General features: G+C 72.8%; 24 protein-coding genes. 17 read left to right on the forward strand and 7 right to left on the reverse strand.

Translation table 11 applies throughout. The annotated features are described in order from the left end of the window. The coding region (locus C3486_RS27595) for a histidine phosphatase family protein (RefSeq protein ID WP_146075071.1) at positions 1–289 on the reverse strand (289 nt) is incomplete at its 3' end. Next, entirely contained in the window at positions 286–1,593 is a 1,308-nt protein-coding gene (gene hemL / locus C3486_RS27600) for a glutamate-1-semialdehyde 2,1-aminomutase (protein WP_103835486.1), read from the reverse strand. The genes hemL and C3486_RS27595, both read right to left, overlap by 4 nt. Before the next feature lie 125 nt (positions 1,594–1,718). Between hemL and C3486_RS27605 the strand changes: the two genes are divergently transcribed. The 6 genes from C3486_RS27605 to C3486_RS27630 all read left to right on the forward strand — a co-directional run bounded on the left by C3486_RS27605 (position 1,719) and on the right by C3486_RS27630 (position 7,280). Next, on the forward strand, positions 1,719–2,330 hold the full coding sequence (locus C3486_RS27605; protein WP_103835487.1) for a hypothetical protein: 612 nt from the start codon (positions 1,719–1,721) through the stop codon (positions 2,328–2,330). 118 nt (positions 2,331–2,448) lie between these two features. Then, positions 2,449–3,078, forward strand: coding sequence for a chemotaxis protein CheB (locus tag C3486_RS27610; protein WP_258053029.1), 630 nt, complete (start codon positions 2,449–2,451; stop codon positions 3,076–3,078). Next, complete coding sequence (locus C3486_RS27615; protein WP_258053030.1) at positions 3,068–4,936, forward strand: CheR family methyltransferase; 1,869 nt, start codon at positions 3,068–3,070, stop codon at positions 4,934–4,936. The genes C3486_RS27610 and C3486_RS27615 overlap by 11 nt, the downstream gene beginning before the upstream one ends. A 24-nt stretch (positions 4,937–4,960) precedes the next feature. Continuing rightward, on the forward strand, positions 4,961–5,806 hold the full coding sequence (locus tag C3486_RS27620; RefSeq protein WP_103835490.1) for an ANTAR domain-containing protein: 846 nt from the start codon (positions 4,961–4,963) through the stop codon (positions 5,804–5,806). 56 nt (positions 5,807–5,862) lie between these two features. Next, positions 5,863–6,594 carry an ANTAR domain-containing protein gene (locus tag C3486_RS27625; RefSeq protein ID WP_103835491.1) on the forward strand — a complete coding sequence of 244 codons (732 nt, stop codon included), beginning with the start codon at positions 5,863–5,865 and terminating at the stop codon, positions 6,592–6,594. Between the two features lie 230 nt (positions 6,595–6,824). Further along, the gene (locus tag C3486_RS27630) at positions 6,825–7,280 is read left to right on the forward strand and encodes a tellurite resistance TerB family protein (RefSeq protein ID WP_103835492.1); all 456 of its coding nucleotides are present in this window, start codon (positions 6,825–6,827) and stop codon (positions 7,278–7,280) included. 27 nt (positions 7,281–7,307) lie between these two features. Here the strand turns inward: C3486_RS27630 and C3486_RS27635 are convergent, their stop codons facing one another. Together C3486_RS27635 and C3486_RS27640 are read right to left on the reverse strand one after the other, a co-directional pair. After that, positions 7,308–7,571: a twin-arginine translocase TatA/TatE family subunit gene (locus C3486_RS27635; RefSeq protein WP_103835493.1), complete on the reverse strand. Its 264-nt coding sequence runs from the start codon at positions 7,569–7,571 to the stop codon at positions 7,308–7,310. A gap of 50 nt (positions 7,572–7,621) precedes the next feature. Next, the gene (locus C3486_RS27640; protein WP_103835494.1) at positions 7,622–8,422 is read right to left on the reverse strand and encodes a hypothetical protein; all 801 of its coding nucleotides are present in this window, start codon (positions 8,420–8,422) and stop codon (positions 7,622–7,624) included. A gap of 164 nt (positions 8,423–8,586) precedes the next feature. Here C3486_RS27640 and C3486_RS27645 point away from each other — a divergent pair, with 164 nt between their 5' ends. Together C3486_RS27645 and C3486_RS27650 are read left to right on the forward strand one after the other, a co-directional pair. Then, a complete protein-coding gene (locus tag C3486_RS27645) occupies positions 8,587–9,048 on the forward strand; it encodes a BlaI/MecI/CopY family transcriptional regulator (RefSeq protein WP_103835495.1) in 462 nt (153 codons plus the stop codon). 3 nt (positions 9,049–9,051) lie between these two features. Then, complete coding sequence (locus tag C3486_RS27650; RefSeq protein ID WP_103835496.1) at positions 9,052–10,002, forward strand: M56 family metallopeptidase; 951 nt, start codon at positions 9,052–9,054, stop codon at positions 10,000–10,002. Positions 10,003–10,062: 60 nt separating this feature from the next. Here C3486_RS27650 and C3486_RS27655 read toward each other — a convergent pair whose 3' ends face one another. Then, positions 10,063–10,656 carry a TetR family transcriptional regulator gene (locus tag C3486_RS27655; protein ID WP_103835497.1) on the reverse strand — a complete coding sequence of 198 codons (594 nt, stop codon included), beginning with the start codon at positions 10,654–10,656 and terminating at the stop codon, positions 10,063–10,065. Positions 10,657–10,753: 97 nt separating this feature from the next. On the opposite strand from C3486_RS27655, the gene C3486_RS27660 reads away from it, so the two are divergent. The 5 genes from C3486_RS27660 (at position 10,754) to C3486_RS27680 (ending at position 14,714) form a co-directional block, all read left to right on the forward strand. After that, complete coding sequence (locus tag C3486_RS27660; RefSeq protein WP_103835498.1) at positions 10,754–12,274, forward strand: FAD-dependent monooxygenase; 1,521 nt, start codon at positions 10,754–10,756, stop codon at positions 12,272–12,274. Positions 12,275–12,318: 44 nt separating this feature from the next. After that, positions 12,319–12,654, forward strand: a complete 336-nt coding sequence (locus C3486_RS27665; RefSeq protein ID WP_103835499.1) for a YnfA family protein — start codon at positions 12,319–12,321, stop codon at positions 12,652–12,654. Positions 12,655–12,777: 123 nt separating this feature from the next. Then, the gene (locus C3486_RS27670; protein ID WP_103835500.1) at positions 12,778–13,527 is read left to right on the forward strand and encodes an SDR family NAD(P)-dependent oxidoreductase; all 750 of its coding nucleotides are present in this window, start codon (positions 12,778–12,780) and stop codon (positions 13,525–13,527) included. Positions 13,528–13,694: 167 nt separating this feature from the next. Further along, the gene (locus C3486_RS27675; RefSeq protein ID WP_103835519.1) at positions 13,695–14,102 is read left to right on the forward strand and encodes a VOC family protein; all 408 of its coding nucleotides are present in this window, start codon (positions 13,695–13,697) and stop codon (positions 14,100–14,102) included. A gap of 156 nt (positions 14,103–14,258) precedes the next feature. After that, positions 14,259–14,714, forward strand: a complete 456-nt coding sequence (locus tag C3486_RS27680) for a peptidoglycan-binding protein (protein WP_258053031.1) — start codon at positions 14,259–14,261, stop codon at positions 14,712–14,714. Positions 14,715–14,836: 122 nt separating this feature from the next. On the opposite strand, the gene C3486_RS27685 is transcribed toward C3486_RS27680, so the two are convergent. Beyond that, on the reverse strand, positions 14,837–15,202 hold the full coding sequence (locus C3486_RS27685) for a MerR family transcriptional regulator (protein ID WP_103835502.1): 366 nt from the start codon (positions 15,200–15,202) through the stop codon (positions 14,837–14,839). Between the two features lie 108 nt (positions 15,203–15,310). Here C3486_RS27685 and C3486_RS27690 point away from each other — a divergent pair, with 108 nt between their 5' ends. After that, complete coding sequence (locus C3486_RS27690; protein ID WP_103835503.1) at positions 15,311–16,453, forward strand: alkene reductase; 1,143 nt, start codon at positions 15,311–15,313, stop codon at positions 16,451–16,453. A 103-nt stretch (positions 16,454–16,556) separates the two neighbouring features. Here the strand turns inward: C3486_RS27690 and C3486_RS27695 are convergent, their stop codons facing one another. Next, entirely contained in the window at positions 16,557–17,750 is a 1,194-nt protein-coding gene (locus C3486_RS27695) for an RtcB family protein (RefSeq protein ID WP_103835504.1), read from the reverse strand. A gap of 173 nt (positions 17,751–17,923) precedes the next feature. Between C3486_RS27695 and C3486_RS27700 the strand changes: the two genes are divergently transcribed. From C3486_RS27700 to C3486_RS27710, 3 genes are all read left to right on the forward strand, one after another. Next, positions 17,924–19,066, forward strand: coding sequence for a hypothetical protein (locus tag C3486_RS27700; RefSeq protein WP_103835505.1), 1,143 nt, complete (start codon positions 17,924–17,926; stop codon positions 19,064–19,066). Positions 19,067–19,214: 148 nt separating this feature from the next. Next, positions 19,215–19,928 carry a DUF3558 family protein gene (locus C3486_RS27705; RefSeq protein ID WP_103835506.1) on the forward strand — a complete coding sequence of 238 codons (714 nt, stop codon included), beginning with the start codon at positions 19,215–19,217 and terminating at the stop codon, positions 19,926–19,928. Between the two features lie 144 nt (positions 19,929–20,072). Continuing rightward, positions 20,073–21,422: a DUF2637 domain-containing protein gene (locus C3486_RS27710; RefSeq protein ID WP_181138726.1), complete on the forward strand. Its 1,350-nt coding sequence runs from the start codon at positions 20,073–20,075 to the stop codon at positions 21,420–21,422. Positions 21,423–21,428 lie beyond the last annotated feature (6 nt).

Below are 21,428 nucleotides of genomic sequence, written 5' to 3' on the forward strand. Positions count from 1 at the left end.
AGATGTTCGCCGCCTCGATGAGCCGCGGGTCGCTGTCGACGTCCAGCCCGTGCGCCTTGCCGATCGGTGCGGCCGTCTCCTGCGCCCGCTCCAGCGGGGAGGCGACGACGTGCGTGATGTCCCGGTCGGCGAGGTGCTCGGCGACCCGGTCGGCCATCTGCCGGCCGAGGTCGGAGAGGTGGTACCCGGGGCGCCGCCCGTAGAGGACGCCATCGGGGTTGTGCACCTCGCCGTGGCGCATCAGGTGGACGACGGTGATCTCGTCACCGCTGCCGTGCGTGCCGCTCATGCGGTGGCCTCGGCGGCGGCCCGGGCCGCGGCCGGCAGCGCGGCGGCGATCCGCTCGACGGCCCGCTCGTCGTGCGCGGTGGAGACGAACCACGACTCGAAGGCGGACGGCGGGAGGTAGACGCCCTGGGAGAGCATCGAGTGGAAGAAGGGCGTGAAGCGGAAGGACTCCTGCGCCTTGGCCTTGTCGTAGTCGGTGACGTCCTCGTCCGAGAAGAAGACCGAGAACATGTTGCCCGCGACCTGCACGCGGTGCGCCACGCCCTCCTTGGTCAGCGCCTCGGAGACCAGCCCGCGCAGCTCGGCGGAGACCGCGTCGACCTTCTCGTACGCCGCGTCGTCCAGCAGCCGCAGCTGCGTGACGCCGGCGGCGGTGGCGATCGGGTTACCGGACAGGGTGCCCGCCTGGTAGACCGGGCCCGCCGGGGCGAGGTGGGCCATCACGTCGGCGCGGCCGCCGAACGCCGCGGCCGGGAAGCCGCCGCCCATGACCTTGCCGAAGGTCATCAGGTCGGGGCGCACCCCGTCGATGCCGTACCAGCCGGCCTTGCTCACCCGGAAGCCGGTCATGACCTCGTCGGAGATGTACAGCGCGCCGTTGGCGGAGCAGAGGTCCTTCAGGCCCTGGTTGAAGCCGGGGAGCGGCGGGACCACACCCATGTTGCCGGGCGACGCCTCGGTGATCACGCAGGCGATCTGGCCCTCGTGCGCGGCGAAGGCGGCACGCACGGCCTCGATGTCGTTGTACGGCAGGACGATGGTGTCCCCGGCCTGCGCGCCGGTGACGCCCGGCGTGTCGGGCAGCCCGAAGGTCGCCACGCCCGAGCCGGCCGCGGCCAGCAGCGCGTCCACGTGCCCGTGGTAGCAGCCGGCGAACTTGATCACCTTGGGCCGGCCGGTGAAGCCGCGGGCCAGCCGGATCGCGGACATGGTGGCCTCGGTGCCGGAGGAGACCAGGCGGACCTGTTCGACCGGCTCGATCCGGTCGACGATCTCCTCGGCCAGCTCGACCTCGCCGGCGCCCGGCGTGCCGAAGGACAGGCCGCGGGCGACCGCCGCCTGCACGGCGTCGATGACCTGCGGGTGGGAATGGCCGAGGATCATCGGCCCCCACGAGCACACGAGGTCGACGTACTCACGACCGTCGGCATCGGTGAGGTACGGACCGGTACCGGACACCATGAACCGGGGCGTACCGCCCACGGCGCGGAACGCGCGCACGGGAGAGTTCACGCCGCCGGGCGTCACGACGGCCGCGCGGTCGAAGAGCGTCTGCGAAACTGGGGCATCGTACGAGTGAGTCACGCAAGCAATGGTCTCAGAGGCGCACGGGGGCGCGCGGCCGGGCGTTTCACACGCCGGTGACGGGGGAGGTCTCTGAGACGATGATCGGGTTGCGCGGCTGAGGCTGCGAGTGGTCGGGTGGAGATATGCATCGCGGTGGCGAACTGGGCGAAGGGACCGGCGACCGGGGCCCGGAGCGCGCCCGGCGAGGACGCCACCGGCGAGCCGGGTACAGCGGCGAGCAGGACCGTACGGAGCACGGCGGTGCCGCGACCGGCGGCGCGGCGGACAACAGCGGGACCAGCAGCAGAGGCGGGCGCATGGGGGTGACGTACAAGTACTTCGGCGCTCCGGACGGCGCCACGGCGGCCCGGGTGCCCATCTCGATGCGCCCCGAGGAGCTGGGCGGCGACGAGCTCGGCATGGGCGGCATGTTCACCAAGATCAAGCCGGAGACGATGGCCGCCATGGTGCTGACCGGCATCGAGGGCATACCCCTGTCCAAGGTCCCGCCGCTCGAACTGGTCGTCCTGCACCCCGACTACGCCGTGGTGAAGCTTCCGATGACCGTCGTGGATCCGCTGCGCGGCGTCGGCGAGGAGTCGGTGGGCGCCGCCGCCTTCATCTGGTCCACCGTCCCCGACCGCGGCGGCCCGCGTGATGCCTTCGCCGTCTACCGCCTCCTGCACGAGTGGCAGGACTTCTCGCACCGTCTGCACGAGGCGGGTCATCAGGCGTACTGCCTGGTGTGGCCCTGACCGGCGGACGGCGTGCCGGACGGCCGGCGCAGTCCGGCCCGTACCCCCGCGTCGGCGGCCCTCGCCGCCCGGTTTTCACTCCGCGCCACGAGGCGGCCGGTCGACTAGGCTCACCGGTGTGACGGCAGACGCGCCCGCTCCGGACCACGCCGAGCCCGCACCGGGCCCCTTCGCCATCGTGGCGGTCGCCTGCTCGGCCGGCGGCATCCGCGCCCTGAGCGTGTTCCTGGAACAGCTGGGCCCTGAGCTGCCCGTACCGGTGCTGGTCGTCCAGCACCTCGACCCCCGGCACGACACCTACCTGGCCGACATCCTCGCCCGCCGCTCCGCCCTCACCGTCGAGCTCGCGAAGGACGAGGACCGGGTACGGGCGGGCACGGTCCACCTCGCCCCGCCCGACCACCACCTCCTCATCGGCCCCGGCGGCGTCCTGAAGCTCTCCCGCAGCGAACCGGTGCACTTCGTGCGGCCCTCCGCCGACCGGCTCTTCGAGTCGGTCGCCGCGGTGTACGGGCCGCGCGCCATCGCCTGCGTGCTCACCGGCACGGGCAGCGACGGGGCGACGGGTGTCGCCGCGGTGAAGGACCGCGGTGGCACCGTCATCGCCGAGGATCCCCGCACGGCAGAATTCAGGGGGATGCCGGAGGCGGCCGTCGGCGCGGGACTCACCGACTACGTGCTGCCGCTGGAGGAAATCGCCGCGGTGATCCGCGGCCTGGTCGGAAAACCAAGAGGCGATGATGGGTGAGAATCGGGAAGTCGAGATCGACGAGGGTCTGGAGTCGCTTCTCGGATTCCTCAGAGACGCCCGCGGCTTCGACTTCACCGGCTACAAGCGGTCCTCGCTCGGCCGCCGCATCCGCAAGCGGATGGCCGACGTGTCGGCGGACACCTACGACGACTACCGGGACCTGCTGGAGACCAGCTCCGACGAGTTCGGCGCGCTGTTCAACACCATCCTGATCAACGTCACCTCCTTCTTCCGCGACCCGGAGGCCTGGACCTTCCTCCAGCACGAGGTGCTGCCCGAGCTGCTCTCCCAGGTGGCGCCCGACCGCGAGATCCGGGTGTGGAGCGCCGGCTGCTCCAGCGGCGAGGAGGCGTACTCCCTGGCGATGATGTTCGCCGAGACGCTGGGCCTGGAGGAGACGCTGCAGCGGGTCAAGATCTACGCCACCGACGTGGACGAGGAGGCGCTGCGCGACGCGCGGACCGGCCTGTACGCGGCCAAGGCCCTGGAACCGCTCCCCAACGACCTGCGCGAGCGCTACTTCGACCAGAACGGCACGCAGTACAGCTTCCGTCCCGACCTGCGCCGCCGGGTCATCTTCGGCCGCCACGACATCACCCGCGACGCCCCCATCTCCCGCCTGGACCTGCTGGTCTGCCGCAACACGCTGATGTACTTCAACGTCGAGGCGCAGACGCAGATCGTCGACCGCTTCCATTTCGCGCTGCGCGAGAGCGGCCACCTCTTCCTGGGCAAGGCGGAGATGCTGCTCAACGACTCCGACCGGTTCGAGGTCATGAGCATGCGGCAGCGGGTGTTCCGGCGCCGCCCCGGCGACTCGGGTCTGCCGTACAGCCCGGCGCCGGTGAAGCTGCGCCCGAGCAGCGGCGGCGAGGTCCACTCCATCGCCCGCAACCGCCAGCTGCGCGACCTGATCCTCGACGCGTCGCCCGCCCCGTCCCTCGCCGTCGACATCGACGGCACCGTAGTGATGATCAACAACAACGCGCGCACCCAGTTCGCGCTGACCGCCAACGACATCGGCCGTCCGTTCCAGGACCTGGAGATCTCCTACCGCCCGGTCGAGCTGCGCTCCCTGATCGAGCAGTCCACGCACGAACGCCGGACGCTGCGCGTCAACGGTGCCGAACGCCGGGTGGGCGAGGAGACGCAGTACTTCGACATCCTCATCCAGCCGCTGCTGGCCGCCAACGGCATGCCGGCCGCCACCCACATCACGTTCACCGACGTCACCGTGGCCACGCAGCTGAAGTCGGAGGTCAAGCGGGTGCGGGAGGACCTGGAGACCGCGTACGAAGAGCTGCAGTCCACCAATGAGGAGCTGGAGACGACGAACGAGGAACTCCAGTCGAGCATCGAGGAGCTGGAGACCACCAACGAAGAACTCCAGTCCACCAACGAGGAGCTGGAGACCACCAACGAGGAACTCCAGGCCGGCAACGAGGAACTGGAGACCATGAACGAGGAGATGCGGGTCCGCAGCGAGGAGCTGGACCAGACCCGCGCCTTCCTCGAGGGCGTCCTGACCAGCATCGCCGCCGGTGTGGTGGTCCTGGACAACGACACCCGGGTCAAGAGCTGGAACCGCGGCGCCGCCGAGCTGTGGGGCCTGCGCCCGGACGAGGTGACCGACGAGCCCTTCTTCTCGCTGGACTTCGGGCTGCCCGCCGAGAAGGTGCGGACGATGGTCCACGACTGCCTGGCCGACGGCCGGCGCACCGGTCCCGTCGCGCTCCCTGCCGTGAACCGCATCGGCCGCTCCATCCGCTGCACGGTGTCGTGTTCGCCGTTCGACGGCTACAACGGCGGGGTCGTCCTGCTGATGGAAGAAGTGCGTGACGAAGCCGCCTCCTGAAGGAGGCGGCGGTACTCTGCACACATGGAAACCGGGGGTCCGTCCGGCTACGCGGCGGTCGCGTGGCACCGCGCCGCATCGGCGCGGGAGCGCGCTGCCCGGGCCGAGGCACAGGCCGAGCGCCAGGAGGCGCTGGCCGCCCGGACCGGATCAGTGGTCCATGCGCAGATCGCCGCCAGCCACCGCAGGTCGGCAGCGTGCCACCGGTCCTCAGCCGAACTCCAGGAGGCGTACGCCCGCCGGCTCGCCGCGCAGCGCCGGCCGGAAGAGCCGCCCCCGCCCTTCATGGGCGTGGTCGCGGACGCCTGCGGCACGGACAGCGCGGCGCTGACCCTGATCGGCTCCGACCAGAGCCAGCTCGCGGTGGCCGCCTCCGACCACGCCTCGCGGGCCGCCCAGGACCTGGAGTACATCCTCGGCGAGGGGCCGTGCCGGGACGCCGCCGCCGGGCGCCGCCGCATCGCCGCCAGCGGGCGGGACATAGAGCAGCTGTGGCCCTGTTACGGCCCGTCCGTCACGGCACTCGGCTTCGGCGAGGTGATCGCCGTACCCTTGGAGACGCCCGACGGGTGCCTGGGTTCGCTGGCGGTCTTCGACCCCCGGCCCGGCACTGCCACGGCCGCGGTCTTCACCGAGATCACCGAGGCCCTGGTGCGTACGGTGCTGCTCGGTCCGGACGCGGACCCCGAGCTCTACGGGGGCACGGACCACCGGGACACCGTGCACCAGGCCGCCGGGATGGTGTCCGTGCAGCACCATTGCCCGGTGGGTGACGCACTCGCGCTGATCAAGGCAAAGGCCTATGCGGACGGGGTACCCGTCAACGAAATGGCGCTGCGGATCGTGCGTGGTGAATTTCGCCTTGCCTGAGAGGCAAAGATGGCGCAATGTTCGCGGAGCGCTGCGACTCGCCTGAAGGGGGCGTCATGACGACACCGGCACAACGGATCGCCGATGTGTTCGTGGAACTGTCCGGAGGAAGCGCGGGCACGCCCTTGGAGGCTCCCGAGCTGCTGGCCAGGCTCGCCCGGTGCGGCCCGCCGCTCCTCGGCGTGCACGCGGTCGGCACGGTGGCGGCCCTGGACGACCGCGCCGAGCCGCAGGTGGCCGGCTCCGACGACGGGGCGCAGCTGCTGAAGCAGGAGGCGCTGAAGTGGCAGGAGGGCCCGGGCACCGAAACCCGGCGCAGCGGCCGGCCGCTCCCCTCCATCGCGCTCGGCAGCCGGGCGGCCCTGCGGCGCTGGCCCCGGTACGCACCGCGGGCGCTGGAGCTGGGGTACACCCACGCCGCCGCCTTTCCGCTGCGGAGCCACGAGCGCCCGCTGGGCGCGCTCGTCCTGCTGAGCTCCCCCGCGGACGGACCGGTGTCCGAGGAGGCCGGGACGCTCGCCCAGTCCCTCGCGGACTTCACCGCGCTCGCCCTGATACGCGAGCGGGAACTGCAGGAGAGCCGGACGCTGAGCAGCCAGCTGGAGCACGCGCTGGTCAGCCGGGTGATCATCGAGCAGGCCAAGGGCGTGCTGGCCAACAGCCACGGGATCACCATGGACGCCGCCTTCGCGCTGCTGCGCGGTTACGCCCGCGCCCACCGCCGGCGGCTCTCCGACGTCGCCCACGAGGTGGTCGACGGCCGGCTGCGGCTCGGCACCGAGGACTGACCGGGCCGGCCCCCTCCCGCGATTCCCCCTTCCTCCGCGCCCGGCACGCGCACGTGAGCGACCGTACGGATCTCACGGGCACGATTCGTCCCACGGGCACGTTGAGCATCACGACGGACCCCACCGCACCGGCCGCCCGGGCCGGTCCGCGCCGTCAACTTCTACAAGTGTGTAGATTTCAGCTCTGCGCAGCCGTGCGCAGCGGACGAGGCAGGACGAGGAGAATTCAGATGGCTCTGTGGGACCGGATCAAGGACTCGGCACAGACGATGCAGACCCAGCTGGTCGCGAAGAAGAACGACCTCAAGAGCGGGGCCTTCCGGGACGCGAGCATGGCGATGTGTGCCCTGGTGGCCGCGGCGGACGGCACCGTCGACCCGTCCGAGCGCCGCCGGGTGGCCCAGCTGATCATGTCGAACGAGGTGCTGCAGAACTTCCCGGCGGACGACCTGCAGCGCCGCTTCGACGGTTACCTCGACAAGCTCATCGCCGACTTCGACTTCGGCAAGGTGAGCGTCATGCAGGAGATCGGCAAGGTGAAGAAGAAGCCGGTCGAGGCGCGCGCCGTCATCCAGATCGGCATCGTCATCGGCGGTGCCGACGGCGACTTCGACAAGACCGAGCAGGCCGTCGTGCGGGAGGTCTGCTACGCGCTGGACATTCCGCCGGCCGAGTTCGACCTCTGACCGGCAGCCGGGCGCGGCCCGCGGCACTCAGCTGCGGGCCCCCGGCTCGCCCTGCGGGCGGGGCGCGTCGTCGTGCGTGCGGGAGCTGATCACGTCGCCGGGCCGGGCGCGGATCGTGCGCGGCGGCGGACCGTCGTCGTCCGGGTGCACGCCGTCCTTCATCGCCCTGGCCTCGCTCTTCAGGATGCGGGTCGCCTTGCCGGCGGACCGTACGAGATCGGGCAGCCGCTTGGCCGCGAGCAGCACGATGACAACGATGAGGAGCAGCGCGATCTCACTGATCCCGAACATCCCCGGTCCTCTCTTCCCCCTCCGCGCGGAGGGCACCATGAGCGTACTGTTCAGCGCCGCGGCCCGGAATCGGGGCCGCTGAAGTCGGGTCCGGCGTAGTCGGGGCTCGCGTAGTCGGGGCTCGCGTAATCCGGTGCGGCGTAGTCGGGGGCCGCGTAGTCCGGGCTGCTGTAGCCGAGCCGGGGGCGGGCAGCGTCCCGTCCGGCCGGCGGCGCCGACCGCAGCCGCCGCTCCAGGTGCGGCACGATCCCGCGCTGCAGCAGGGCCAGCTGCCAGTCCTCGCGCGCCCGCCGCAGCCGCTCGCCGGGCGCGTCGTCGGCGCCGGACCTGTGCCGGGCCGCGGTGCCGAGCAGCCCGGCGACGCCGCAGGCCAGGGACACCGCCGTGACCACCACGGCCACCTGCCCCGCGGTGAGCAGCGCGTCCGCCAGCGCGCGCTGCGAAGCGGCCGGCCGCAGCAGATAGCCGAGGAGGAAGAAGACGACGGCCGACGCGGCGGCCAGGCCCGGCACCAGCACGCCGAACAGCGGCAGCAGCCCGCGCCCGCGCCGCGCCGCCGCGTCCGAGCCTCCATCGGCCCCTTCGCCGCTCACCAAGCCCTCCGCGTCCGCGCTGCTGCCGCCCTCCGCTGCTTCCCGGAGGGCGAGGTACGTCCGGTACTCCGGTGCTGCCGCCTCCGCGATCAGGACGGCCTCGGCGAGCGCGTCGCTCCGCAGCCGCCGGGCGAGCCCGCCCGTGGGATCGGCCCGTACGGCACGCGCGATCGCGCCGGTGTGCAGCGCCTGTTCCAGCAGCCGTTCGAAGTCCGCCGTGTCCCGTGCCCGCAGGCCGTTCCGCGCCGACCGCGCCATCGTGTCCCCCGTTTCCGCCCCGCTGCCTGGCCGCCTCGAATCTACAGCACTGTAGAAACAAGGCGGGGCGGCCGGGCGTACGCCGTGGGCTTCCCTCAGTACGATGGCCGCCCCACGGAACGTACGCGCAGGCGTGCGGACGGGCGGCGGAGGGAGACGGCGGAGTGGACCGCGGAGCGGGCAGGCGAGCGGGCGAGGGGCGGCACGAGCGCGACTCCCGCGGCCGCCGGCGCGGCCAGGGCGAGCTGGAGGCACAGGTCCTGTCGGTGCTGCGGCGCGCACCGGGCCCGGCCAGTGCGGCCTGGGTGCAGGAACGTCTCGACGGCGACCTCGCCTACACCACCGTCATGACCATCCTCTCCCGGCTGCTGGCCAAGGGCGCGGTCACCCGCGAGCGCACGGGCCGCTCGTTCGTCTGGCAGGCCGCCTCCGACGAGGCCGGGCTCGCCGCGCTGCGCATGCGCCGCGTCCTGGACGGCGAGACCGACCGGGAAGCGGTCCTGGCCAGCTTCGTCACCGCCCTCTCCGCCGACGACGAGCGGCTGCTGCGCGGCCTGCTGCACGAGGCAGCGGACGGCCCGGAGGCCGACGGCACCGGCACGCCGGAACAGACGCCGGAGGGCTGACCGGTGGGCGTCTTCGTCTTCCTGCCCCTGGTCCTCCCCCTCACCGCATGGCCGGTCGCGCGCCTGGCCGAACAGCATCTGCACCCCCGCAGCGCCACCCGGCTGCTGGCCGGCGTCGCGGCCGTACTGGCCGTGTGCAGCACGGTCTGCCTCGGCCTGATCATGGTCGTCGGCACGGCGCAGCTGCCCGGCAACCCGCTGCCGGACGGCTGGTCCGACCCGGAGGTCCGCGCGGCCGTCCCGTACGACGAGGTCGCCGGCAAGGCCGCGATCCCGGCGCTGGGCGCGGTGGCCGTGGCGGGCGGCCGGACGGCCTGGCGCCACGTACGCGTCCGGCGCCGCGCGGCCCGGGCCCTGGCGGGGCTGCCGGGCTCGCGGGTGGCGGTCCTGCCGGACACCGCGGCGTACGCGTACGCGCTGCCGTCCAGGCGCCACGGCCGGAGCCGCGGCCGGGGCCGGATCGTGGTCTCCACGGCGATGCTGGACCGGCTGGACTCGCGCGAGCGGCGCGCCCTCTTCGCGCACGAACGGGCTCACCTGGCGGGCCATCACCACCGTTACCTGCTGGCCGTGCAGCTCGCGGCCCGCGCCAACCCGTTCCTGCGGCCGCTGCGCACGGCGACGGAGTTCTGCACCGAGCGCTGGGCCGACGAGGAGGCGGCGCGTGCGGTCGGCGACCGCCGGGTGACGGCGCGCGCGGTGGGCAAGGCGGCCCTGGTCACGGGCCGCGCCCCGCTGGCGGGCCTGGCGTCGTTCGCCGCTCCGGGGCCCGTGCCGCGCCGGGTGGCCGCGCTGCTCGGTCCCGTACCACCGGCCCGCAGCCTGCCCCCGGCGCTCACCCCGGCCGGGCTCGCCACCCTGGTCGCGGCGGCCGGCACGCTCGCCTCGGCCCTCTCCTCCGTCAACGCCACGGTCGCGCTCTTCCTGGTCCTGCAGGCCGCCACGCCACTCTGAGGCCGGGAGCCGCGGCAACGGGCGTTCCCGCGCACCCGTGCCGCCGGAAGCGGGCCGCCCTCAGGGCCGCTCCGCCGTCAGGTACCGCTGCACCGTCGGCGCCAGCCAGGCGACGACCTCCTCCCGGCCGAGGCCCGCGGCCGGCGGGATGCGCACGACGTAGCGGGCCAGCGCCATGCCCAGGATCTGCGAGGCGATCAGCGCGGCCCGGACCGCCGCCTCCTCCGGCACCGGGCAGACCGCCGCGATCACCGGCCCCAGCTGGTCGCGGAAGATGGAGCGCACCCGCTCGGCGCCCGCGTCGACCGTGACGCCGACCCGCACCATGCCGGTCAGCCGCTCGTCGTGCTCCCAGACGTCCAGGAAGTGGCGCACCAGCCGCTCGCCCAGCTGCGCGCGGTCCACCTCCCTCAGGTCCGGCATCCGCAGGTCGATGTCGGTGGCGGCGGCGAACAGGCCCTCCTTGTTGCCGTAGTAGCGCATGACCATCGACGGGTCGATGCCCGCGTCCCTGGCGATGGCCCGGATGGTCGCGCGCTCGTACCCGTCGGCGGCGAACCGCTCGCGGGCCGCCGTGAGGATCGCGGCGCGGGTCGCGTCGGAGCGGCGGGGGCGGGCCGGGGACTCGGTGGCGGAGGGCTCTCTGTCGGGCATGCCAACAAGCGTAGGCCAACGGCTGTTGACATGCCAGGGCTGCCGCCGTACGTTGCCAACAAGCGTTGACCAACAACCGTTGGCACAGGAGGCGGCCATGAACCGCGCAACCGGCACGACCCGCACGACAGCCCCCCACCCGGCCTCCGACGTCCTGGTCGTCGGTGCCGGGCCCACCGGCCTGCTGCTCGCCGGTGACCTCGCCGAGGCCGGCCTCGGCGTCACCCTGCTGGAGCGGCGCGCACCCGGGATCAGCAACCTCACCCGCTCCCTGGTCGTGCACGCCCGCACCCTCGAACAGTTCGACGCGCGCGGCCTGGCCGAGGACGTGCTCGCCACCGGCCGCCCGGTGACCTCGCTCCAGCTGTTCGGCGACGTCCGCATGGACCCGTCCACGCTGCACACGCGCTACCCGTTCGTCCTGGTCACCCCGCAGTTCGAGGTCGAGCGGGTACTGGAGGAGCGGGCCCGCAAGGCCGGCGTGACCTTCGCGTACGGCACCGAGCTCACCGGCATCCGCCAGGACGCGGACAGCGTGACGGCCACGGTCCGCACCACGGACGGCGCCACGGGCGAGTACCGCGCGTCCTACCTCGTCGGCACCGACGGCGTGCACAGCGGCGTGCGCCGGGCGCTCGGCCTGCCGTTCCCCGGTAAGTCCGTCATCGAGTCGGTCGTGCTGGCCGACGTACGGATGACCGGGGAACCGGCCGAGCCGCTCGTCGCCAAGGCCGACGGGGACGCCTTCGCGCTCGTCGCGGGCATCGGCGACGGCCTGTTCCGGGTGATCGCCTGGCACCGGCACCGGCAGGCCCCCGAGGCCGGTCCGCCGGACCTGGACGAGGTCCGCGAGCTCACCCGCATCGCGCACGGCACCGACTACGGCATGTACGAGGCCCGCTGGACCTCCCGCTTCCACAGCGACGAACGGCAGGTCCCCGAGTACCGCGTGGGCCGCGCGTTCCTCGCGGGCGACGCAGCCCACGTCCACTCGCCGGCCGGCGGCCAGGGCATGAACACCGGCCTGCAGGACGCCGCCAACCTCAGCTGGAAGCTGATCGCCGTCCTGCGCGGCCGGGCCACGGAGGACCTGCTCGACAGCTACCAGGCCGAACGGCACCCGGTGGGCCGCCTGGTGCTGCGGTCCAGCGGCGCGCTCATCCGGTTCGCGCTGCTCCAGACCCGGGCGCAGCGCGTCGCCGGCGCGCTGGCCGCACAGGTCGCCAAGCGGCTGCCCCCGGTGACGCGCCGCGCCATCGCGCAGGTCTCCGGCATCGGCATCGCGTACCGGCGCGGCCGCGGCGACCACCCGCTCACCGGGCGGCGCGCGCCCGACATCCGCTTCGCCGACGGCGGCCGCCTGTACGAAGCGCTGCGCGGCAACCGCTTCGTGCTGATCACCCCGGCGTACGAGACGCCGGAGCTGGGCGGCCGGGACACGAGCCGCCTGGTGCACGCCACCTGGCGCGGCAGCCGGCGCACCGCACTGCTCGTCCGCCCCGACGGCTACATCGCGTGGGCCACGGACACCATCGACCGCGCGGCACGCGCCGACGCGCTCGCTGCGGCCCTGCTCCCCTGGACGGGACCGGCGGAGAAGGAACCGGCCGGGGGCTGAACGCCCGGTCCGGAGCCGGCGCGGGCGGTCGGCATACTGCCGGTATGCCGATCTTCCGCTCCGCCGTGCTCTTCGTCCTCGCCGCGCTCCTGGAGATCGGCGGTGCCTGGCTGGTCTGGCAGGGCGTGCGGGAGAGCCGCGGCTGGGTGTGGGCCGGGGCCGGCGTCCTGGCCCTCGGCGCGTACGGATTCGTCGCCACGCTCCAGCCGGACGCCGACTTCGGCCGCATCCTGGCCGCGTACGGCGGCGTCTTCGTCGCCGGCTCGCTGGTCTGGGGCATGGTCGCGGACGGCTACCGCCCCGACCGCTGGGACATCACCGGCGCCCTCGTCTGCCTGGCCGGCATGGCCCTGATCATGTACGCACCACGGGGCCGGTGAGGCCGGGGCGGACAGCCCGGGGCCGGTCCGGTGTCCCCCGAAGCCCCGTCCCGCCGCGCATATCCTGAGCGCGTACCGCCCGCTCGCACACGCATCCGTACGTCCGTACGCCGAGGAGCCCGTATGACCGCCGCCGCCCGTACCGCCGTCGTCACCGGAGCGAGCAGCGGCATCGGTGCCGCGACCGCACGGAAGCTCGCCGAGGCCGGCTACCGCGTGATCCTGGTCGCGCGCCGCAAGGACCGCCTCGAAGCGCTCGCCGCCGAGCTGCCGCACGCCGAGGCGTACGCCCTCGACGTCACCGACCGCGCCGCCGTCGACGCCTTCGCCGCCTCCCTGGACCGCTGCGACGTGCTGGTCGCCAACGCGGGCGGCGCGCTCGGCACGGACCCGGTGGCCACCGCCGACCCGGCCGACTGGCGCGCGATGTACGAGGTCAACGTCCTCGGCGTGCTCAACGTGACGCAGGCGCTGCTGCCGGCCCTGACCGCCTCCGGCGACGGCACGGTCGTGGTCCTCTCCTCCACCGCCGGCCACGGCACGTACGAGGGCGGCGGCGGTTACGTGGCAGCCAAGCACGGCGCGCACGTCCTCGCCGAGACGCTCCGCCTGGAGCTGTGCGGACAGCCGGTACGCGTCATCGAGATCGCCCCCGGCATGGTGCGGACCGACGAGTTCGCGCTCACCCGCTTCCGCGGCGACGCGGAGAAGGCCGCGAAGGTGTACGAGGGCGTCGCCGAGCCGCTGACCGCCGACGACGTGGCCGACACGATCGCCTGGGCGGTCACCCGCCCCTCCCACGTCAACGTCGACCTGCTCGTCGTCCGGCCCCGCGCGCAGGCCTCCAACACCAAGGTGCACCGCGAGCGCTGACCGCCCGCCCGGCCGGTGGTCCTAGGACCACCGCGCCCGGTACCTCCCGCACGGCGGAGGCCGCTCGACGGAGGCCGAACGGCCGATGCGCGCACCGCCGCACGCGGATACGTTCCTGGTGTCCGTGCCCCGATGAAGGAGTCCCGATGCGCGCCGCCTCCGCCCCCGTGACCGTCACCGCCTTCGACCACCTGGTCCTCAACGTCGCCGACGTCGAACGCGCGCTGGACTTCTACTGCGGGCCGCTCGGCCTCGAACCGGTGCGGGTGGACGAATGGCGGGCCGGCCAGGTGCCGTTCCCGTCGGTCCGGGTGAGCCCGACGACCATCATCGACCTGGTGCGGGCCCCGGAAGCGGCCTCCGGCGAGGACGCGGCGCCGGCCCGCGCCAACGTCGACCACCTCTGCCTGGTCGTCGCGCCGCTGGACTGGCAACAGGTCGTCGACTCCGGGGTGTTCACCGTCGTCAACGGCCCCGGCAAGCGCTTCGGCGCCCGCGGCACGGCCGAGTCCCTCTACGTACGCGACCCGGACGGCAACACGGTCGAGCTCCGCTGGTACCCGGCGGACGCGTAGGACGGCCGAACTCCGCCTGATATCCGACGGACGCGCAGAACGGCAGCCCCGGGGCCTACCCCGCGGCGCGCGGGGCACACCGCGACCGGCGGACCTTCACAAGATCCACAACGATCACCCCACATGATTTTCGCCCCGCCGGGCAGGGGGGCGGGCGTGAGCACTTTTCGCATCCCCACCCCCCGTTTCCGCAAGCCCTCCAGGGCCCTCAAGCGTGCGGCCGTACTGGCCGCCGGAGCGGGCCTGCTGACCACCGGCCTGCTCGCCACCCCCGCCTCGGCCGCCATGGGCGACAACGTCGTCCACGGCCCGGCCGCGTGCGCCTTCTCCGAGGACCGCGCCCCCGTGGCCCTCGGTGACGCCGGCGACCAGGTCTCCCAGATCCAGTGCCTGCTGGCCAACCGCCAGTACCTGGGCTGGAACCAGCTCAGCGGCGCCTTCGACGCGGGCACCCTCTCCGCCGTCGCCCACTTCCAGGCCGACCACGGCCTGGTCCCCGACGGCGTCGTCTCCCCGGCCACCTGGGAGGCCCTGTACAAGGCAGGCCCCCCGGCCGGCCCGGTCCAGTCCCCCAACCAGCCGGCCGACCCGAACAACCAGCCCGGCGCCTGACCGAGCACCAGGGCCGGACCCCGCGGGGTCCGGCCCCTTCCTCGCTCTGCCGCAGGACGCAGGGCCGCCCGGAGCGCCCGGCGGCCACACACGCGGGCCGCACGCGTACCGTCCGCGCCCCGTCAGCGGCCCCGCCCCGCCGCCACGTCGATCACGTCCTCCAGGACGTCACGGGAGCGCTGGAGATCGGCGATCATGCGGTCGATGCGGTCGCGTTCCGTCGTCAGCTCGGCGACCAGCTTCGGGGTGGCGATCTCGGAGGGCGCGCCGTCCGAATCCCGCATGCACGGCAGCAGCTTCACGATCTTCGCGCTGCACAGCCCCGCGGCGAAGAGCTCCTGGATACGGATGACCCGGTCCACCGCGCGCTCGGGGTAATCGCGATGACCGCCCGGCGTACGATCGGCCGCCAAGAGCCCCTGCTGCTCGTAGTAGCGCAACGACCGCTCGCTCACGCCCGTACGCCGTGCCAGCTCACCGATCCGCATGCCGTACCCCCACCTCGTCCGCCGGGTCGCCGGGCGGCCCCGTCCGGAGACCGGAGAGCCGCCCCAAGGCTTGAATCTGACATCAATGTCAGCTTCTACCGTACCGGCATGACGCACACAGCACCGGAGAACACAGCGATCGAAGCCGTCGGCACGGGGCTCTTCGAGCCGGCCCGGCTCGGCCCCCTGGCCCTCCCCAACCGCCTGGTCATGGCGCCGCTGACGCGTAACCGCGCCACCGCCGACGGCGTCCCGACCCCGCTCATGGCCACGTACTACGCACAGCGCGCCTCCGCCGGGCTGATCATCGCCGAGGCGTCGACCCCGAACGCCGTGGGACAGACGTACCCCAACATCACCGCCATTCACGACGCTTCCCACGTCGCGGGGTGGCGGCAGGTCACCGATGCCGTGCACGCGGCGGGCGGCCGGATGTTCCTGCAGCTCCAGCACGGCGGGCGGGTGGGGCACCCCGCCAACAGCGGTCTGACCCCCGTCGCGCCCTCCCCCGTACCGCTGCCGGAAACGATCCACACCCCCGACGGCCGCCGCCCCTCCGTCGTCCCCCGCGAGATGGCCCTCGACGACATCCGCACCACGGTGGCCGACTTCGCCGCCGCCGCGCGCAACGCCGTCGACGCGGGCTTCGCCGGGGTGGAGGTGCACAGCGCCAACGGCCATCTGCTCCACCAGTTCCTGGCGTCCAACACCAACCGGCGCACCGATGCCTACGGCGGCTCGCAGGCGCGTCGCATCCGCTTCGTCGTCGAGGTCGTGCGGGCCGTCGCCGACGCGATCGGCCCCGAGCGGACCGGCCTGCGCATCTCCCCCGGAAGCACCGTCAACGGCATCGCCGAGGCCGACACCGACACGCTCTACCCCGCGCTCCTCGACGCCCTCGCCGAGGCCGGCGGCCCGGAAGCCCTCCCGGCCTACCTCCACATCGTCCGCTCCGACCCGGACCAGCCGCTCTTCCACGAACTCCGCAAGCGCTGGGCCGGCACCCTCATCGGCAACCCGGTCCTGCCCGACGACCGGATTCCGGCCGACGGCGTCCTGCACGCGGCCGGGCGCCTCCTGTCCGCCGGCGCCGACCTGATCGCCCTCGGCCGCCCCTTCCTCGCCAACCCCGACCTGGTCGAGCGCCTCCGCACGCGCGCCCCGCTCAACCCCGTACGCGACAAGTACTTCATGTACGTGGGCGGCCCCACCGGCTACACCGACTACCCCACCCTCCCCCAACCGGCATGACCCGCCCCGGCGCCCACCCCGCGCCCCCGGACCCCGGCCCGGACACGCGGAAGGGGCGGCGGCCCGGTACTCCCCGGCCCGCCGCCCCTCCACGGCTGAAGGGTCACCCCTTCACGCACACCACCTGCTTGAGCTTCGCGACCACCTGGACCAGGTCGCGCTGCTGGTCGATGACCTTTTCGATGGGCTTGTAGGCGCCCGGGATCTCGTCCACCACGCCGGAGTCCTTACGGCACTCCACGCCCCGCGTCTGCTCCTCCAGGTCCCGTGTGGAGAAACGCTTCTTCGCGGCGTTGCGGCTCATCTTCCGGCCCGCGCCGTGCGAGGCCGAGTTGAAGGACTTCTCGTTGCCGAGGCCCTTCACGATGTACGAACCGGTGCCCATCGACCCCGGGATGATCCCGTAGTCCCCGCTCCCGGCCCGGATCGCGCCCTTACGGGTCACGAGCAGGTCCATGCCGTCGTACCGCTCCTCCGCCACGTAGTTGTGGTGGCAGGAGATGACCGGCTCGAAGGTCGGGCGGGCCTTCTTGAACTCCTTGCGGACGACGTCCTGGAAGAGGGCCATCATGATCGCGCGGTTGTGCTTGGCGTACTCCTGCGCCCAGAAGAGGTCGTTGCGGTACGCCGCCATCTGCGGGGTGTCCGCGATGAAGACGGCGAGGTCGCGGTCGACCAGGCCCTGGTTGTGCGGCAGCTTCTGGGCCTCGCCGATGTGGAAGTCGGCCAGCTCCTTGCCGATGTTCCGGGAGCCGGAGTGCAGCATCAGCCACACCGCGTCGTCCTCGTCCAGGCAGAACTCGATGAAGTGGTTGCCCGAGCCGAGCGTGCCCATCTGCTTCACCGCCCGGTCCTGGCGGAACTTCACCGCGTCGGCGATGCCGTCGAACCGGGTCCAGAAGTCGTCCCAGCCGGCCGTGCCGTAACCGTGCAGGCGGGACGGGTCCACCGGGTCGTCGTGCATCCCGCGTCCCACCGGGATGGCCGCCTCGATCCTGGAACGGAGGCGGGAGAGGTCGCCCGGAAGGTCGTTCGCCGTCAGGGAGGTCTTGACCGCGGACATGCCGCAGCCGATGTCGACGCCGACCGCCGCCGGACAGACCGCGCCGTGCATCGCGATGACCGATCCGACCGTGGCACCCTTGCCGTAGTGCACGTCCGGCATGACGGCGAGGCCCTTGATCCACGGCAGCGTGGCGACGTTCCGCAGCTGCTGGAGCGCGGCGCCCTCGACCGTGGCCGGGTCCGTCCACATGCGGATGGGCACCTGAGCACCAGGTACTTCCACGTAAGACATGGCTTCCCCATTCCCCCGTAACGACAGAAAACTCAAAAAGAGAAGGAAACGCAAAACGCGGACATAGCACCCGATCAGCGACGGCGGACCGGCGTGCGCGGCGATGCGTGCGGTAGACATTGTGTCCATCAGCCGCTGCTGGGCGGCAACCGGATTTCGTACGGAAGGAGCCGGTGACGGTGCAGCGAAGGTCGTCCGTACGAGGGGCCGCCGTGGCGGCCGCCGTGGCGCTGGCCGCCATCCTCACCAGCTGTTCCAGCGGCTCCGACGCCGACGCGGGGGCCGAGGACAGCAAGGGCGGCGACAGCACGTCATCGGCGCCGGTCGCCGAGCCGGGCAAGTTCGACTCGCTGCCCGAGCCGTGCGGGCTGCCCGGCCGGAGCACGCTGCGCAGCCTGCTGCCGAACGACGGCTCCCCGGAGACCCGCGCCGAGGCCGACAAGGTCTACCGCGGCCAGGCCGACATCACCTTCGACACCGACCGCCGGGTCGGCTGCCAGTGGAAGCGCGAGACCTCCGAGGGCTCCCGCCACCTCACCATCGACCTGCAGCGCGTCGTGTCGTACGACGGGTCCACCAGCGACGACGACAAGGCCCAGGAGCTGTACGCGAAGAAGGAGCTGGCGGCCCACATCCCGAGCGACACGGCGAAGACCCCGCCGGTCCGCACCCCCTCCCCGTCCTCGAGCAAGGGCGCGGACGGAAAGCAGGACGGGACGCAGGACCCGAAGGGCGAGCAGGGGAAGCAGGGCGCGAACGAGCGGCAGGCGACCGGCGGGGCCGACGCGCGCGGTGATCACCCCGCCGGTGGCAAGGGCGCCGCAGCCGACCCCACGGGCGGCCGGTCCGGCGAGTCGGGTCAGTCCGGTCGGTCCGGTGAATCCGGCGAGGCCGGGCAGTCGAAGGGGCGCACCGGCGAGGCCGACGGGAAGACGCCCGGCAAGGGCGCCGGCGACGCCACGCACCCCTCCGGCACCCGTACGGCCGAAGGCGGCGCGTCGGATTCGTCCGGCTCCTCCGGTTCGCCCGACTCCTCCGGTTCCTCCGACTCGACTCAGTCCCCCGACGACGCGGCGAGCCTCGCGCCGCGCGCGCTCAGCGACCTCGGTGACGCCGCCTTCCTGGACGACAAGCTGGCCACCGCCGACTCCGGCGTGCACCGCGACGTCACGGTCGTCTTCCGGTCGTCGAATGTGATCGTCACCATTGAGTACGACCAGTGGTCCACCGACAAGTCGGTCCTTCCCGACCGCCGTGAGCTGCAGGAAAAGGCGCAGACGCTGGCCGCCGAGCTGGCCGCGCACTGGACCGGCTGAGAGGTTACGGTCGCCGTAACCGGTTACCGTCGGCGAGTAACGACGTGAATCGGCCACCGGCGTGCGGCCGCCGCGTACCGTGCGCCGAGGGGCCACCTCGGCCCCGCGCGCGCAACGGCCGCTCGCACGACGATGAAGCGAAGGAACCATGCACCGTTCAGCCAAGCGACTCGCCAGCTACCTCGCCTGCGCAGCCGTACCGGTGATGCTTGTCGCCGGCTGCTCCGACGACTCCGGCAAGAAGTCGGAGTCCTCCCCCTCGAAGTCCGCGGCTCCGAGCTCGTCCTCGCCGCAGGTGGCACCGGGCAAGTACAAGAAGCTCCCCGACCCCTGCAAGGCCATCACCAAGGACCGCGTCAAGAAGATGCTGCCCGCCGTGAAGGACGAGAACGGCGAGGAGGGGAAGAGCAGCGACACCGCCGCGCACGGCACCTGCACGTGGAGCAGTGAGGAGCGCCAGGGCAAGGGCGGCATCAACGGCACGCAGTTCCGCTGGCTCGCGGTCAACCTGCAGCGCTACGACTCCGACCCGGCGCTCGGCTCCGGCGACAAGCGCGCCACCGGCTTCTACAACAAGCAGGTCGACGCCGCCAAGGCCACCGACGGCGCGAAGAACGTCAAGAACGAGCCCGCCAAGGACATCGGCGACCAGGCGACGATGGTCACGTACGACCTGAAGAAGGACGGCAACGACTTCAAGAACCAGACGCTCGTCGCCCGTACCGCCAACGCCGTAGTCACGATCAACTTCAACGGCGCCGGCCTGGCCGGTGCCAAGACCCCGGACGCCGACGAGATGGTGAAGGACGCGCAGGAGGCCGCGAAGCAGGCCGTCAACGCGATCGCCCAGGCGAACAAGTAGGGCATACCCGGACCACGGGCCCGCCACCGGCGTACCACTCGGGTAACGCCTGCGGCCCTCCCCGCTCCCGGCACCGCGGGTGTGCCAGGCTAGGCGCGCCAGTCAGCCGAGTGCGGGGAGGGATCGCGGGTGGCCGCGATGCGGATGAGTCGTACGCACCGAATACTCATCGGCGTGGTCGTCGCGGGCGCGCTGGTGATCGCCGCGATCGGCTTCGCCGGTTCGTACGCGGCGGTCCGCGCCCTCGCCGAGCAGAAGGGCTTCGGCGCCTTCTCCTACGTCTTCCCGATCGGCATCGACGCGGGGATCGTCGTCCTCCTCGCCCTCGACCTGCTGCTCACCTGGATCCGTATCCCCTTCCCGCTGCTGCGGCAGACCGCCTGGCTGCTGACCGCCGCGACGATCGCCTTCAACGGCGCGGCGGCCTGGCCCGACCCGCTCGGGGTCGGTATGCACGCGGTGATCCCGGTGCTCTTCGTCGTCGCGGTCGAGGCCGCCCGGCACGCGGTCGGCCGGATCGCCGACCTCACCGCCGACAAGCACATGGAGGGCGTCCGGCTTTCCCGCTGGCTGCTGGCGCCCGCGTCCACGTTCCGCCTGTGGCGCCGTATGAAGCTGTGGGAGCTGCGCTCGTACGAACAGGTGATCAAGCTGGAGCAGGACCGGCTGGTGTACCAGGCACGGCTCCGCTCCCGGTACGGACGCGCCTGGCGGCGCAGGGCCCCGGTGGAGTCCCTGATGCCGCTGCGGCTGGCCCGGTACGGGGTGCCGCTGGCGGAGACGGTCCCGGCGGGACTCGCGGCGGCGGGACTGGCGGCGGAGCTCACCACCGCGGAGCCCATCGCCGGACCGGACGGCGGAGCGGGCAGCGGACGGGACCGCGGATCGGACAACGGACCGGACAGCGGGCCCAGGGAGCACCCGGCGCCGGTGGAGCCGGCCACGAAGGCCGACACGACCGCGGCGATCGAGACGGCCCAGAGGAGCGAGACGGCCCAGGCAGCCGAACCGGCCGAAGCCACGGCCCCGCAGGCCACCAGCCCCGCGCAGGCCACCAGCCCGCAGGGCACCACCGCGCAGGCCCCCGCCCCGCAGGAAGCCGCTCCCTCGCTCACCATCCCCGTCGCCCCCGGTCGTAGTCGTCCTCTCGGCAACGCGGGTGCGCCGGTCCCGGTTCCCGAGCAGCGCGCGGCAGCCGCGCCCGCGCCGGAGCCCGAGCCGGAGTACGCCCCCGAGCCGGCCACCCCGCCCGTCGAGACGCTGCCCGCTGGGCTGCCCCGGGAGGAGCAGTTCTACGTGGCGTTCCGTACGTACGTGGCCGAGAAGAACGACTTCCCGGACCCGCATCAGTTCGCCACGTACCTGCTGAACACGTACAACGTCACCAGCAAGACCGGGGACGGCCCGCTGAGCGCGAACTACCTCCGCCCGCACCTGCGCGAGTTCCGCCACCGGCTGCGCGAGGAGCAGCTGGACAGCGAGCACATCGCCTGACCACCT

Source organism: Streptomyces sp. Ru73, assembly GCF_002920575.1.
Taxonomy (GTDB): domain Bacteria; phylum Actinomycetota; class Actinomycetes; order Streptomycetales; family Streptomycetaceae; genus Streptomyces.